15 protein-coding genes are annotated in these 13,367 nt (G+C 72.6%); 7 read left to right on the plus strand and 8 right to left on the minus strand.

All coding sequences use genetic code 11. From position 1 onward, the window contains the following. Nucleotides 1-8: 8 nt before the first annotated feature. From gor to BKE41_RS14450, 5 genes are all read right to left on the minus strand, one after another. Nucleotides 9-1,391 carry a glutathione-disulfide reductase gene (gene gor / locus BKE41_RS14430; RefSeq protein WP_012319649.1) on the minus strand — a complete coding sequence of 461 codons (1,383 nt, stop codon included), beginning with the start codon at nt 1,389-1,391 and terminating at the stop codon, nt 9-11. After that, nucleotides 1,388-2,590, minus strand: coding sequence for an O-antigen ligase family protein (locus BKE41_RS14435; RefSeq protein WP_071000691.1), 1,203 nt, complete (start codon nt 2,588-2,590; stop codon nt 1,388-1,390). The genes gor and BKE41_RS14435 overlap by 4 nt, the downstream gene beginning before the upstream one ends. Before the next feature lie 60 nt (nt 2,591-2,650). After that, nucleotides 2,651-3,241 (minus strand): DUF2059 domain-containing protein, encoded by a 591-nt coding sequence (locus tag BKE41_RS14440; protein WP_012319651.1) that lies wholly within the window; start codon nt 3,239-3,241, stop codon nt 2,651-2,653. 44 nt (nt 3,242-3,285) lie between these two features. Continuing rightward, a complete protein-coding gene (gene rpiA, locus BKE41_RS14445) occupies nt 3,286-3,999 on the minus strand; it encodes a ribose-5-phosphate isomerase RpiA (RefSeq protein ID WP_012319652.1) in 714 nt (237 codons plus the stop codon). A gap of 130 nt (nt 4,000-4,129) precedes the next feature. Continuing rightward, on the minus strand, nt 4,130-4,606 hold the full coding sequence (locus BKE41_RS14450; RefSeq protein ID WP_070999666.1) for a hypothetical protein: 477 nt from the start codon (nt 4,604-4,606) through the stop codon (nt 4,130-4,132). 171 nt (nt 4,607-4,777) lie between these two features. Between BKE41_RS14450 and gph the strand changes: the two genes are divergently transcribed. Continuing rightward, nucleotides 4,778-5,470, plus strand: a complete 693-nt coding sequence (gene gph / locus BKE41_RS14455; RefSeq protein ID WP_012319654.1) for a phosphoglycolate phosphatase — start codon at nt 4,778-4,780, stop codon at nt 5,468-5,470. Nucleotides 5,471-5,474: 4 nt separating this feature from the next. Here the strand turns inward: gph and BKE41_RS14460 are convergent, their stop codons facing one another. Then, nucleotides 5,475-6,629, minus strand: coding sequence for an aminotransferase class I/II-fold pyridoxal phosphate-dependent enzyme (locus tag BKE41_RS14460; RefSeq protein ID WP_053622121.1), 1,155 nt, complete (start codon nt 6,627-6,629; stop codon nt 5,475-5,477). 284 nt (nt 6,630-6,913) lie between these two features. On the opposite strand from BKE41_RS14460, the gene BKE41_RS14465 reads away from it, so the two are divergent. From BKE41_RS14465 to aat, 4 genes are all read left to right on the plus strand, one after another. Next, the gene (locus tag BKE41_RS14465; RefSeq protein ID WP_012319656.1) at nt 6,914-7,696 is read left to right on the plus strand and encodes a DsbA family protein; all 783 of its coding nucleotides are present in this window, start codon (nt 6,914-6,916) and stop codon (nt 7,694-7,696) included. A 157-nt stretch (nt 7,697-7,853) separates the two neighbouring features. Then, complete coding sequence (accB, locus tag BKE41_RS14470) at nt 7,854-8,327, plus strand: acetyl-CoA carboxylase biotin carboxyl carrier protein (RefSeq protein ID WP_058606788.1); 474 nt, start codon at nt 7,854-7,856, stop codon at nt 8,325-8,327. A gap of 104 nt (nt 8,328-8,431) precedes the next feature. After that, complete coding sequence (gene accC, locus BKE41_RS14475; RefSeq protein ID WP_012319658.1) at nt 8,432-9,784, plus strand: acetyl-CoA carboxylase biotin carboxylase subunit; 1,353 nt, start codon at nt 8,432-8,434, stop codon at nt 9,782-9,784. 79 nt (nt 9,785-9,863) lie between these two features. Next, nucleotides 9,864-10,547 carry a leucyl/phenylalanyl-tRNA--protein transferase gene (gene aat / locus BKE41_RS14480; RefSeq protein WP_012319659.1) on the plus strand — a complete coding sequence of 228 codons (684 nt, stop codon included), beginning with the start codon at nt 9,864-9,866 and terminating at the stop codon, nt 10,545-10,547. 24 nt (nt 10,548-10,571) lie between these two features. Here aat and BKE41_RS14485 read toward each other — a convergent pair whose 3' ends face one another. Together BKE41_RS14485 and BKE41_RS14490 are read right to left on the minus strand one after the other, a co-directional pair. Beyond that, nucleotides 10,572-10,937, minus strand: coding sequence for a hypothetical protein (locus BKE41_RS14485; RefSeq protein ID WP_012319660.1), 366 nt, complete (start codon nt 10,935-10,937; stop codon nt 10,572-10,574). Between the two features lie 65 nt (nt 10,938-11,002). Beyond that, nucleotides 11,003-11,209, minus strand: a complete 207-nt coding sequence (locus tag BKE41_RS14490; protein ID WP_012319661.1) for a DUF2842 domain-containing protein — start codon at nt 11,207-11,209, stop codon at nt 11,003-11,005. 209 nt (nt 11,210-11,418) lie between these two features. Between BKE41_RS14490 and BKE41_RS14495 the strand changes: the two genes are divergently transcribed. Continuing rightward, nucleotides 11,419-12,522 (plus strand): COX15/CtaA family protein, encoded by a 1,104-nt coding sequence (locus tag BKE41_RS14495; protein ID WP_012319662.1) that lies wholly within the window; start codon nt 11,419-11,421, stop codon nt 12,520-12,522. A 150-nt stretch (nt 12,523-12,672) separates the two neighbouring features. Beyond that, nucleotides 12,673-13,356, plus strand: coding sequence for a hemolysin III family protein (locus BKE41_RS14500; protein WP_012319663.1), 684 nt, complete (start codon nt 12,673-12,675; stop codon nt 13,354-13,356). Nucleotides 13,357-13,367 lie beyond the last annotated feature (11 nt).

Consider the following 13,367-nt stretch of genomic DNA (forward strand, 5'->3'; position numbering starts at 1 on the left):
CGGAGGTCTCAGCCGACGCCGACCGGGTGCTTGGTGACTTCCGGGACCCGCATGGTCACGAGCTCCTCGGCGGCGGTCGGATGGACCGCGATGGTCCGGTCGAAATCCGCCTTCGTGGCGCCCATGGTCACGGCGATCCCCACCGCCTGGATGACTTCTCCGGCGTCGTGGCCGAAGATGTGGACGCCCACCACCCGGTCGCTGGCGCAGTCGACCAGCACCTTCATGAGGATCCGCTCCTCGCGGCCGGACAGGGTCGCCTTCATCGGGCGGAAGCGCGCCTTGTAGACGTCGATCTTGCCGTAGATCTCGCGGGCGGCCGCCTCGTTGTGGCCGACGACGCCGATCTCGGGGGTCGAGAACACCGCGGTCGGGATCAGGCGATGATCGACGCAGGCGGGCTTGCCGCCGTAGACCGTGTCGGCGAAGGCGTGGCCCTCGCGGATCGCCACCGGCGTGAGGTTGGCGCGGTTGGTCACATCGCCCACCGCGTAGATCGAGGGAACTCGGGTCTGCGAGAAGGCGTCAACCGGGATCGCGCCGGCGGCGTCGGTCGCGATGCCGACGCGGTCGAGGCCGAGGCCCTCGACGTTCGGCCGCCGGCCCGTCGCGACGAGCACCTGATCCACCAGGATGTCGCTGCCGTCGTCGAGCTGCGCGCACAGCCCGCCGTCCCGGCGCTCGACGCGCCGCAGCGTGCGACCGAGCCGCAGGTCCATTCGCTGGCCGTAGGCCTCGGCCAGGGCGTCGCGGATCTCGTCGTCGAACCCGCGCAGCAGCCTGTCGCCCCGGTGCAGCAGCGTCGTGCGGCTGCCGAGCGCCGCGAAGACGCCGGCGAATTCCACCGCGATGTAGCCGCCGCCGATCACCAGGATCCGCTCCGGCAGGCTCTCCAGCTCGAACACCTCGTTCGAGGTGATCGCCAGGTCGATCCCCGGCACCGCCGGCTCCTTCACGGGATGCGCGCCGACCGCCACCAGGATCCGCTCGGCGCGGACCGTGCGGCCGGACGCCACGAGGCGGACCGTGTGGGGATCCTCGATCACCGCCCGCTCGGGCACGATCTCGACGCCGGCGCGGATCAGGTTGGCGTCGTAGATGCCCTCGAGCCGGGTCACCTCCGCGTCGCGCCGCGTCTTGAGGGTGCCCCAGTCGAAGCGGGGCTTCTCCACGGTCCAGCCGAAGCCCGCGGCGTCCTCGAACTCGTCGGCGAAGCGGCCGGCATAGACCATCAGCTTCTTCGGCACGCAGCCGCGGATCACGCAGGTGCCGCCCACCCGGTACTCCTCGGCCAGCATCACCCGCGCGCCGTACCCGGCCGCGATCCGCGCCGCGCGGACACCACCGGACCCGCCGCCGATGACGAAGAGGTCGACGTCGAACGCGCTCATGCCGGACCGTCCCGCTCGGATCTCTCGCGCGCGCCGGCCGGAGAGGCCGCGCGCATCCAGGTGATGGCAGCGCCGAGCCCCGCCGTCCACCACGCCGCCCAGCCGTTGTGCTCGACGAAGGCGATCGCCGCCGCGCAGGCCAGGAGGCCGAGGGCCGCGGCGCGGTCCGGCCGCGGCAGCGGCGCGATCCGCGCGAGCAGCAGCAGCAGCGTCAGGGCCGCGAGGATCGCGCCGGGCAGGCCGAGCTCGGCCCAGACCTGCAGGAAGCTGTTGTGCGGGTGCCCGACCCCGAGGAGGACGCGCATCTCCGGCGGCACCGTTCGGGCGACCGGCGTCTCGGCGAAGTGCGCGCTCGTGCCGACGCCCGCGCCGCGCCAGGGATCGGCCGCCACCGCGGCCCCGAAGCTGCGCGCGATCGCGACCCGGGCCCGGGACGAGGACTGGACGAGGCGCTCGTGGGCGGCTTCCGGCATGGCGCGGGCGAGGAGGTCGCCCTCGACCGGAGCGAGCGCCACGGCGAGACCGAGACCGAGGCCGGCGAGTCCCAGGCCGACCCGCGGGGGCAGGAGCCGCGCCAGGGTGGCCGTCGCGGCACCCGCCAGGAGGCCGAGCTGGGCGGCGCCGCTGATCGAGCGGAGCACGCCGAGGCCCGCGAAGGCGAGCGTCGCGGCGGCGAGCCCGCGGGCGCGGCCCTTCCAGAGCACGAGTGCCAGCGGGCCGGCCACGAGGTCGAGGGTCAGGGCCGGCCGGTTGTGCACGAAGGCGGCGACCCGGCGCCCGAGCGCCCGCTCCAGGACGAGATCGGCGGCGAGATCCGCCGCGATCAGGAGTCCCGACAGCCCGATCGCGATCGCGCCGAGCCGCGGCGCGAAGGCCGGGATCCGCCCGGGCGCCAGGCAGGCCAGCAGGTAGGCGGCGAGCAGCGTCGGGAGGAACTCGCCCAGCACCCGCAGGGAGACGACCGGGAACGGGCTCCAGGCCAGGGAGACCAGCGCCCAGGCCAGGAAGGCGAGCGCCGCGCCGGCGAGCGGCGTCCGCAGCGGGGACAGCAGCGCGCCGCGCAGGGCGGACGCGTCCTCCGCCCAGCGTCCGGCCAGGAAGGCGAGCGCCGCCAGGCCGACGACCAGCGGGCTCGACCGGTTGGCGAGCACCATGGCGAGCGGCGTGGCCGCGAGCAGCGCGCCGCCCGCCGCGTACATGCGGCCGGCCGCGTTCACGGACGGTCTCTCACGGCGATCCGCCCGCAGAAGCGGCCGCCCTCACTGCATCTGGTGCCCGCGCTTGCCCATCTCGGCGCGGACGCGGACCATGACGTATTCCGAGACGTCCTGCGTCCAGTCCTGCATCTCCTGCACCATCTCGTCGAGGAGCTGCGGCTGCGCCTCCACGTAGTGCTTGCCGGCGGGCGAGCGGAAGAAGGTCGCGATCTCCTTCAGCTCGGCTTCGGAGAACTTCGACGCGTAGGTGCGCGCCGCGATGTCGATCATGCGCTGCTTCTGCAGCTCCATCTCCGGCTGCAGCGAGGCCAGGACCTCCTCGAGGTCCTTGGAGAGCTCGGGGCGGGTGACCGTCTGCTTCCGGATCTGGTCGGCGAAGGCGGGCAGCACCGAGTCGAACGACCGGGCGATGCCGGAGCTGAGCATCACCTCGCGGGCCAGCGCGAGGTGGGCCGGCGTGTAGGTGGCCGCGGCCGGACTGTTGGCCGCGGGGGTGCCGGCGGCCGGCTGCGCCGCCGGCTTGGCCTGCGCGGCCTTCTGCGGCTGCGCGGCCGCCGCGTGGGGGAGCGCCAGGAGCGCGAGGCCGAGCGCGAGGCTGAGGAGGCCTGGCACGGCGGTGGGTCGACGGGACATGCTGGACTTTCTTGCGAGGATGGCCGGCGATGGAGGGCGGCGCCTCAGGTGAGGCTGCCGAGAACGGTGACCTCGGCCTGCCCGTCCCGCGCCGCCGCCAGGATCGCGGCGTCGGCGATGCCGAGGAACAGGCCGTGCTCGACGACGCCCGGCACGGCCCAGAGGGCGGCGCCGAGGGCCTCCGGATCGGGAATCGCACCGAGGCGCGCGTCGAGGATGTAATGGCCCCCGTCCGTGACCAGGGGCTTGCCATCGGCCTGGGCGCGCAGCCGGACGTCACCGGAGCAGCCGGCCCCCGCGACCGCCGCCTCGACGGCGCGGTGCGTGGCCTTGAGGCCGAAGGGATTGACCTCGACCGGGAGCGGGAAGGCGCCGAGCCGCGCCACGTGCTTGGCCGCGTCGGCGATCACCACCATGCGGCGGCTCGCGCAGGCGACGATCTTCTCGCGCAGGAGCGCCGCGCCGCCGCCCTTGATCAGGCGGAGCCGGTCGTCGACCTCGTCGGCGCCGTCGATGGTCAGGTCGAGCTCGGGCTGCTCGTCCAGGGTTGCGAGGCGGATGCCCAGGCTCTCGGCCTGCGCGCGCGTGGCCTCGGAGGTCGGTACGCCGACGATGTCGAGGCCGGCACGGACGCGCTCGCCGAGGAGCGCCACGAAGGCCGCCGCCGTGGAGCCCGTGCCGAGGCCGAGCCGCATGCCCGGCTCGACGAGGTCGAGGGCGCGGGCGGCCGCGGCCCGCCGCAGGTCCGGCCCGCTCACCGGGACACCGCCCGGTCGGCGAGGGTGAGCGAGGGAGCGCGGGTCATGGGCAGCCGGTCTTTCCGTGAGCGTCGGGCGGCCCGTAGCACGGGACCGGGCCGACCGGAACGCCCGCGCCCGCACGTCCGCGTCACGGGCGGCCGCCCTGTGTCGGGGTGGCGCTGGCGCCGGCGCGACCGGGGGCCGGACCGGTGAGCGGGGTGTCGGACGCGCCCTCGGCGCCGGGCTTGCCCTGCTGGGTGCAGACGACCTGCTCCTTCTTCACCAGCACGAAGCAGATGCTCATCTCGCCGGTCCGGTAGTTCACGCGGAAGACGCCGGCCTCGCGGGTGTGCCGGCTCGCGACCAGCCCGTATTCCGACGGGGTCTGCGGCCCGGCGCCCTCCCCCGGCCCGAAGCACACCGTCTGGCCGATGCCGCCCGCCGATTCCTGGAGCCCGTACTGGCAGGAGGTCACCTCGCCGGTCACCTTGTCGACCCGGTACATCCGGTTCAGGTCGGTCTGCGGGGCGGGAACGAACTCGAAGGAGGTCGCGGCCGCCGGCAGGGCTTGCAGCGCGGCGCAGGCGGCCAGGAGCGGCAGCAGGAAGGGCAGGGAGGGTTTCATCGCGGGTCCCGGGGCTGGTACGCGCTGCGTTTGTCCGCGCTTTCGGGCGAGTCTGGGGCGCTCGGTGAGACGATCCGCGCCCCGCCGCACACCGAAGGCTGGCTTGCCCCGGTTCCCCCACCCCGATAGCGACGCCGTTCGAGATCCAGCCGAGCCCGGAGCCTGTCCCGCATGTCCACCGAACCGACGCGCAAACCCCCGATCGCCGTGTTCGACCTGGACGGGACCCTCGCGGAGACCGCGGGCGACCTGATCGGCACCCTGAACGTGCTGATGAAGCGCGAGGGGCTGGCCGAACTGCCCCTCTCGCAGGCGCGCGGGCTGATCGGCGCCGGTGCCCGGGCGCTGATCCGGCGCGGCTTCGAGGCCGAGGGGCGGCCGCTGTCGCCGGAGGACCACGACCGGCTCTTCGACGCCTTCATCGCCCATTACGGCGCGCATCTCGCCGACACGTCCCACCTCTTCCCGGGCGTCGTCGAGGCGCTCGACGCCCTCGAGGCGGCCGGCTTCCGGCTCGCGGTCTGCACCAACAAGTACGAGGGACAGTCGGTCGAGCTGCTGCGCCTCCTCGGGATCGGCCACCGCTTCGCGGCGATCTGCGGCCGGGACACCTTCCCGCAAGCCAAGCCCGATCCCCGCCACCTGACGGGCACCATCGCCCGCGCCGCCGGTGACCCGGCCCGCGCCGTCATGGTGGGCGATTCCCGGACCGACATCGACACCGCCAAGGCCGCCGGCATCCCGGTGGTGGCGGTCACCTTCGGTTACACCGACCGGCCGGTCGCCGAACTCGGCCCCGACCGGGTGATCGAGCACTTCTCGGAGCTGGTCGAGGCGGTCGGCGCGCTCGTGCCGGCGGCCTGACCGGTCAGCGCAGCCACGCCTTCAGCCGCGCCACCGCCTCGCGGCACTCGGCCTCCGAGCCCGCGAAGGAGAAGCGGACGTGGTGGTTGCCCACGTCCGGGTCGAAGTCGAGGCCGGGCGTCGACGCGACGTGCGCCTCGTCGAGCATGCGCCGGCAGAAATCCGCGGCGTCGTTGGTGAGGTTCGAGACGTCTGCGTAGAGGTAGAAGGCGCCGTCTGCCGGGTGCACGCGGCCGAGGCCGAGGCCCGGCAGGGCGTCCAGCAGGATCGCGCGGTTGCGCGCGTAGCCGTCGCGAACGGCGTCCAGCTCGTCCGTCGCGTCGAAGGCCGCCAGCGCGCCGACCTGCGACAGGTAGGGCGCCGAGATGTAGAGGTTCTGCGCCAGCCGCTCGATCGGGCGGACCAGCGCCTCCGGCACGACCATCCAGCCGACGCGCCAGCCGGTCATGCAGTGGTACTTCGAGAACGAGTTGATCACGACGGCGTCGGGGTCGAAGCGCAGCGCCGTGACGGTGGGCTCGCCGTAGCTGAGGCCGTGATAGATCTCGTCGGAGATCAGCGGCAGGCCGAGGCCGCGCGCCGCCGCGCAGAGATCCTGCAGGGCGCCCTCCGTGATCACCGTGCCGGACGGGTTGGCCGGGCTCATCACCAGCGCCCCGGCGACCGGCGCGCGGGCGTGGGTCTCGCGCAGCAAAGCCGCGGTCGGCGCGAAGCGGTCCTCGGCGCGCAGCACCATCGGCGCCGGCACGAGGTCGAGGGCGGCCAGGATGCTGCGATAGGCCGGATAGCCCGGCTGAGGGACGGCGACCCGGGCGCCGGAATCGAACAGGCTCATGAAGGCGAGCACAAAGCCCGCCGAGGATCCGGTGGTGATCACCACCCGCTCCGGGCTCACCGCGACGCCGTGCCGCTCCGCGTAGTCCCGGGCGATGCGGGCCCGCAGGGACGGCAGGCCCAGGGCCTCGGTGTAGGGGACGCGGCCGCTGGCGAGCGCAGCCTGTGCGGCCGCGATCACGGCTCGGGGCGCCGGCGCCGACGGCTGGCCGACCTCCATCCGCACCACGTCGCTGCCCGCCCGCGCCTTGGCGGCGGCGGCCGCCATGACATCCATCGCGAGGAACGGCTGGACGGCGGCGGCGCGCCGGGAGATCGGGATCATGGGGTCTGCTCTGCGCCGGACGAAGCTGGCGCCGCGGGGGTTAGACGCTCGCGGCCCCTGCCTCAAGCCGGAGCCGGGTTCGGCCGCGCGCCCCCGCGACGGCGGGGCCGTCGATCCGCGGAGGCGGCCCCTCGGCTCGGCAGGCGGAGCGGTGGCCGCGGCGAGCGCTGCCGCACCGCGCGCCGCGGCCACCGCGGGATTTGACCGGACGCCGCGAAAACGCCTAACCCAGCCCCTACCGCTCGCGCCACGCGCGGGCCGCCCCGCCGCGCAAGCGAGGATCTATGCCCTTCATCCGCCCCCTGCCCGCGCTGGTCCTGGCGCTCGGCCTCGTCGCCGTCCCCGCTCTCGCTCAGACCGCGACGCCCCCCGCCGCGCCGTTCACGGACGCGCAGCGCGCCGGCATCGAGGCGATCGTCAAGGACTACCTGATCAAGCATCCCGAGGTGCTTCAGGAGGCCCTCGCCGAGGCCGAGAAGCAGCAGGCCGAGACGCAGCGCCTCGCCCAGGCCGCCGCCCTCAAGGAATCGCGCGAGGCCCTCATCAACGGGCCCCACGACGTCGTCGCCGGCAACCCGACGGGCGACGTCACGCTGGTCGAATTCTTCGACTACAATTGCGGCTACTGCCGCAAGGCGCTGGGCGACGTCCAGGCGCTGATCAAGTCCGACCCGAAGCTGCGGGTCGTCATCAAGGACTTCCCGGTGCTCGGCCCGGAATCGCTGGAGGCCAGCCAGGTCGCCGTCGCGGTGCGCCAGCAGCTCAAGGGCGACAAGCTGTTCGAGTTCCACCAGAAGCTGCTGGAGACCAAGGGCCGCGTGAACGGCGCCCGGGCGATCCAGGTCGCCAAGGACATGGGCGTGGACACCGCCAAGCTGCAGAAGGACATGGCCTCCCCCGAGGTGAAGGCCGCGCTCAGCGAGAACCGCGGCCTGGGCGACCGCCTGGGCCTCTCGGGCACGCCCGCCTTCATCATCGGCGACGAGGTGATCCCGGGTGCCGTCGGCGTCGAGCCGATGCGCAAGACCATCGCCGACGTGCGCCAGTGCGGCCACGCCTCCTGCTGAGCTGACGGAACGGACCGAGGGACCCCGAAGGCGTTCCGCGCAGCCTTGTCGCGCCGGGGCGCCTTCGTCTAAGAGCCGCCAGCCGCAGGGCCGCGGTGGGGGTCCAGGGCCGAGCCCGGATGGACGCACCGATGTGCCGCGAGACGAAGTAGGCCGGATGCCAAAGAACGACGCCATCGATCCCGAGCTCGTGCGCGAGCTCGCCAACCTCGTCACCGAGACCGGCCTCTCCGAGATCGAGGTCGAGAAGGGCGACCTGCGCATCCGCGTCGCGCGGCGGCTCGAACCCGTGAGCGTGCAGGTCGCGGCGCCGGCCCCGCTCGCGGCCGTCGCCGCGCCGCCGGCGGCGCCCGCCGCCTCGTCCCCCCTCGCCCCGGCCGAGCCGGCCCGCGCGCAGCCCGGCACCGTGCCCTCGCCGATGGTCGGGACCGCCTATCTCCGGCCCTCGCCCGACGCCAAGGCGTTCGTGGACGTCGGCTCGAAGGTCGAGGTCGGCGACAAGCTGCTGCTGATCGAGGCGATGAAGACCTTCAACGAGATCGTGGCCCCCCGCGCCGGCACGATCAGCGCCATCTTCGTCGAGGACGGTCAGCCGGTCGAGTTCGGCGAGGCCCTGCTCGTCATCACCTAGGACGTCCGCCGGGCGCTCGCCGCCCAGTCCCGGACGACGCCGCAACACGAGAGGATAGAGCATCCTGCGCGGTCCGGGATCGCCAGGACGCCCTAACGGGTCCGATGTTCGACAAGATCCTGATCGCGAACCGCGGCGAGATCGCCCTGCGCATCCTGCGGGCGGCGAAGGAGCTCGGGATCGCCACCGTGGCGGTCCACTCCACAGCCGACGCCGACGCCATGCACGTGCGCCTCGCCGACGAGAGCGTCTGCATCGGGCCGCCGGCCGCCCGCGACAGCTACCTCAACATCCCGTCGATCATCGCGGCCTGCGAGATCACCGGGGCCGATGCCGTGCATCCCGGCTACGGCTTCCTGTCGGAAAATGCCCGCTTCGCCGAGGTGCTGGCCCACCACCAGATCGGCTTCATCGGCCCCAAGGCGCAGCACATCCGCACCATGGGCGACAAGATCGAGGCGAAGCGCACGGCGCTGAAGCTCGGCATCCCCTGCGTGCCGGGCTCCGAGGGCGGGGTCGAGGACGCCGACACCGCCAAGCGCGTGGCCGCCGAGATCGGCTACCCCGTCCTCGTCAAGGCGGCGGCGGGCGGCGGCGGCCGCGGCATGAAGGTGGCGCGTTCCGAGGCCGAGCTGGAGCAGGCGATCGGCATGGCCAAGTCCGAGGCGAAGGCCGCCTTCGGGGACGACGCGGTCTATCTCGAGAAGTACCTGGAGAAGCCGCGCCACATCGAGGTCCAAGTGCTCGGCGACGGCCGCGGCGGTGCCGTGCACCTCGCCGAGCGCGACTGCTCCCTCCAGCGCCGCCACCAGAAGGTCTGGGAGGAAGGCGGCTCGCCGGCGCTCAACGAGTCGATGCGCGCCGAGATCGGCGGCATCTGCGCCAACGCGATGAAGGAGCTCGGCTATCTGGGCGCCGGCACGATCGAGTTCCTCTACGAGGACGGGCGGTTCTACTTCATCGAGATGAATACCCGTATCCAGGTCGAGCATCCGGTCACCGAGATGATCACCGGGATCGACCTCGTCATCGAGCAGATCCAGGTCGCCTCGGGCGGCCCGCTCTCGGTGAGCCAGGCGGACATCAAGGTCGAGGGCCACGCCATCGAGTGCCGGATCAACGCCGAGCACCCGGAGACCTTCCGGCCCTCGCCCGGCGAGATCACCCACTACCACACGCCCGGCGGCCTCGGCGTCCGGGTCGATTCGGCGGCGTTCCAGGGCTACCGCATCCCGCCGAACTACGATTCGCTCATCGGCAAGCTGATCGTCCACGGCCGGACCCGCAACGAGTGCCTCATGCGTCTGCGCCGGGCCCTGGACGAGTTCGTCATTGACGGGATCGACACGACGCTGCCGCTGTTCCGGACCCTGGTCCGTAACCCGGACGTGCAGAACGGCCTTTACGACATCCACTGGCTGGAGCATTTCCTGGAAGACGGCGGCATGAAAGCCTGACCGGAACCGGGCGGGGCTGCGGCGAGAGCGGCGCGCGCGGGATCTGGTCTTCGCGCCGGCCGCGCGCGACATTCACGGCATGCACGACACCGCCCGCGTGGACATCACCCCCGAGATCCTGCTGAAGGCCTACGCGGCGGGCATCTTCCCGATGGCGGAGGATGCCGACGACCCCACGCTCTACTGGGTCGAGCCCAAGGCGCGCGGCGTTCTCCCCCTCGACGCGTTCCGCGTTCCCCGGCGCCTCGCCCGGACGGTGCGGTCCGACCAGTTCGTGGTCCGCTGCGACACCGATTTCGACGGCGTGATCGACGGCTGCGCCGCGCCCCGCCGGGACAGCGAGCGCACCTGGATCAACGGGCGGATCCGCGAACTCTACGGTGCCCTGTTCGACATCGGCCACGTCCACACGGTCGAGGTCTACGCGGGCGCCGACGGCCGGCTCGTCGGCGGCCTCTACGGCGTCTCGCTGGGGGCCGCCTTCTTCGGCGAGAGCATGTTCCACGAGGTCCGCGACGCCTCGAAGGTCGCCCTCGTCCACCTGATGGCCCGCCTGCGCGCCGGGGGCTACCGGCTCGCCGATACTCAGTTCGTCACCGAACACCTGACGCAGTTCGGCGCCGAGGAGGTGCCGCGGCACGTCTACAAGCGTCGCCTCGCCGACGCCCTGGATCAGGTCGCCGATTGGGGCGTCTGGCCCGGAGACGGCTCGGTGCCGGGCGCGCAGGTCCTCGCGGCGCTCGAAGCGCCGGATGCCCGCTAGGGCCGCGACCGGCGCGAGCCGGCCCTAGCGCCGACGCCGGTGGCGGTAGCCGGTCGAGAACGAGGCGTATTGCCGGCCGCGCACGGACCGGTAGCGCCGCCGGCGGCCGGTGCTGGCCTCGACCGCCTCGTCCACCTGCGGGATCGGCTCGGCCATGGCGGCCGCGGGCGTGGCCGCCGCGGCGACCGTCGTGTCGGCCGAGGCGTAGCCGCCGGCGACGTTCTTGGCCGCTGGGCCGAACATGGCGAGACACTGGTTGTAGGCGAGGTCGTTCTTGAGGCGCTCGCATTCGCCGATGGAGCGCGGTGTCCCCTGCGCCAGGGCCGGAACGGGCGCGAGCAGCACGACGAGGGCAGCCAGCGGCTTGAGGCAGAGAGTCGGGCGGTGCACGGAGGGGTCTCGAGCGGGGACGGCAGGCTTGTGATCCCCGAGTGCGGCAAAATCGAGGGTTGGACTCAGCGATCGGGCCGCTCCATCCACCGGATCAGCGGCATCAGCGGGAAGATCCACGCGATGCCGAGAATCGAGTAGATCACCGCCTGCACCGCCGCCGGCGTCTCGGAGATGCGGCTATCGGCCAGGGTCATCGCCAGGGGGCCGTACAGGCAGACGAAGACCAGGATGGCGAGGGTGCCGATCAGGGTCCGGGTGCGGCGGCGCATGGTTGACTTCCTGGGCCGCGCCTTCGGACTGGGCCGCTGGCCTGGCGGCCGGCGCTGCGGGCGCGGACAGGCGACGGCTACCGCTCCGGGATCCGGTTGGCAACGCGCCCGCTGACGCGGGCTGCGGCGCCGGCGCCGTTGCTGGTCGTTCGGACATCCCCTAACCCGGGTCAGGCGGGCGCATCCTGGCATCCGCGGAAGGGACGTGCATGGACATGAGTGGCGCGGGCGACCGGCGGTCGGGGGCGGTGCGGACCTGGCTCTACGTGGTCGCGGCCCTGGTGGTCGCCATGGTGGCGGTCGGCGGCGCGACGCGGCTGACCGGGTCCGGCCTGTCGATCACCGAGTGGCGCCCCGTCACGGGCGCGATCCCGCCGCTCACCGAGGCCGACTGGGCGGCCGAGTTCGCCAAGTACAGGGACACGCCGCAATACAACATCCTCAACCAGGGGATGGGATTGTCGGCGTTCAAGGTGCTGTACGGCTGGGAATGGGGCCATCGCCTGCTCGGCCGCGTGATCGGCCTCGTGTTCTTCCTGCCGCTGATCCTGTTCTGGTGGCAGGGCCGCATCAGCCGGCGGCTCGGTCTCGGCCTGCTCGGCCTCGGCCTGCTCGGCGGCCTCCAGGGCGCCATCGGCTGGATCATGGTCGCCTCGGGCCTTCAGCCCGGCATGACGGCCGTGGCGCCGCTCAAGCTCGCCCTGCACCTCACCACCGCGAGCCTCATCCTGGCCGGCCTGGTCTGGCTGGCCGCGGGCGAGCGCCGCGGCGTCCTTGCGCCGGCCCCGGCACGGCTGCGGGCTACCGCCCTGCTGCTGCCGATCCTGGTCCTGGTGCAGATCTTCCTCGGCGGCCTCGTCGCCGGCTCGCATGCCGGCCTCGTCTACAACACCTGGCCGACCATGGACGGCCAGCTCGTCCCGCCGCTGGACAGCCTCTTCGCGATCCGGCCGTGGATCGAGAACTTCGTGGACAACCACGCCCTCGTTCAGTTCGACCATCGGGTGACGGCCTACCTCGTGTTCGTCGTGGCGGTTCTGCACGCCGTCGATGCCCGGCTCACCGGCCCGAAGAGCGCGGCCGGGCGGGCCGCGGGCGTCGTGATCCTCGTCCTCGCCCAGATGGCGCTGGGGATCGCGACGCTTCTCCTCGCCGTCCCCCTCTGGGCGGCGCTCGCGCATCAGGTGCTCGCCATGGCGGTGCTGACGATGGCCACCGTCCATGCCCGGCTCAGCCGCGGGTTCGGCCTGGTCGAGCCCGCCGCCGCCGAGCCGCCGCTGGGGTTCGAGGGTCTGGCCGGAGGCCGGATCTAGGCTTTCGTGCGGTGCAGCGGTCTCGCTGCGCCGCACGAGACTTTTACCGCTTTCAGTGGAACCTTGGGATAACTCCCCATCAGCAATCTGCACATGGAACGACCAAGACTTCTCAAGCTTTAAGCTGCACGCGTTGCAGGAGGCTTCAAGATGTCTCTCGCGGAGGATGGTCGACCGCTCTCCCTGACCTGGCACTACACGCCGCGGGAGATCATGGCGGATGGCGTGATCCACGGTCTCGGCGTGCTGCTCGGCTTCGCCGGTGCTGTGGCCCTGGTGGCGACCGCGGTCACGGCGCATCTCGGGCTCGGCGAGCGGGCGGCGGTGGTCGTCTACGCCACGGCCCTCGTCCTGATGCTCGGCGTCTCAGCCCTCTACAATCTCTATCCGGTCAGCCCGCGCAAATGGCTCCTGCGCCGCGCCGACCACGCCCTGATCTACCTGATGATCGCCGGGACCTACACGCCGCTGGTCGCCCTCGTGGGATCGGGGCCGCGGGCCTACGCCCTCTTGGCGATGATCTGGCTGGTGGCGCTGATCGGGATCGCGGTGAAGCTCTTCCTGCCGGGCCGGTTCGACCGCCTGTCGATCGGGCTCTACCTGATGCTCGGCTGGAGCGGGCTGTTCGCCTACGAGTCGGTGATCGCGGCGCTTCAGCCCACGGCCCTGTGGCTGCTCGGCATCGGCGGGGCGCTCTACTCGATCGGCGTCGTGTTCCACGTCTGGCGGACCCTGCCCTTCCAGAACGCGATCTGGCACGGCTTCGTCCTCGCCGCCACGGCCTGCCATTACGGGACGATCTGGGCCAGCCTGAACGGCTCGCCGATGACCTAGCGTCGCAATCG

Source organism: Methylobacterium sp. C1 (assembly GCF_001854385.1).
GTDB classification, from domain to species: domain Bacteria; phylum Pseudomonadota; class Alphaproteobacteria; order Rhizobiales; family Beijerinckiaceae; genus Methylobacterium; species Methylobacterium radiotolerans.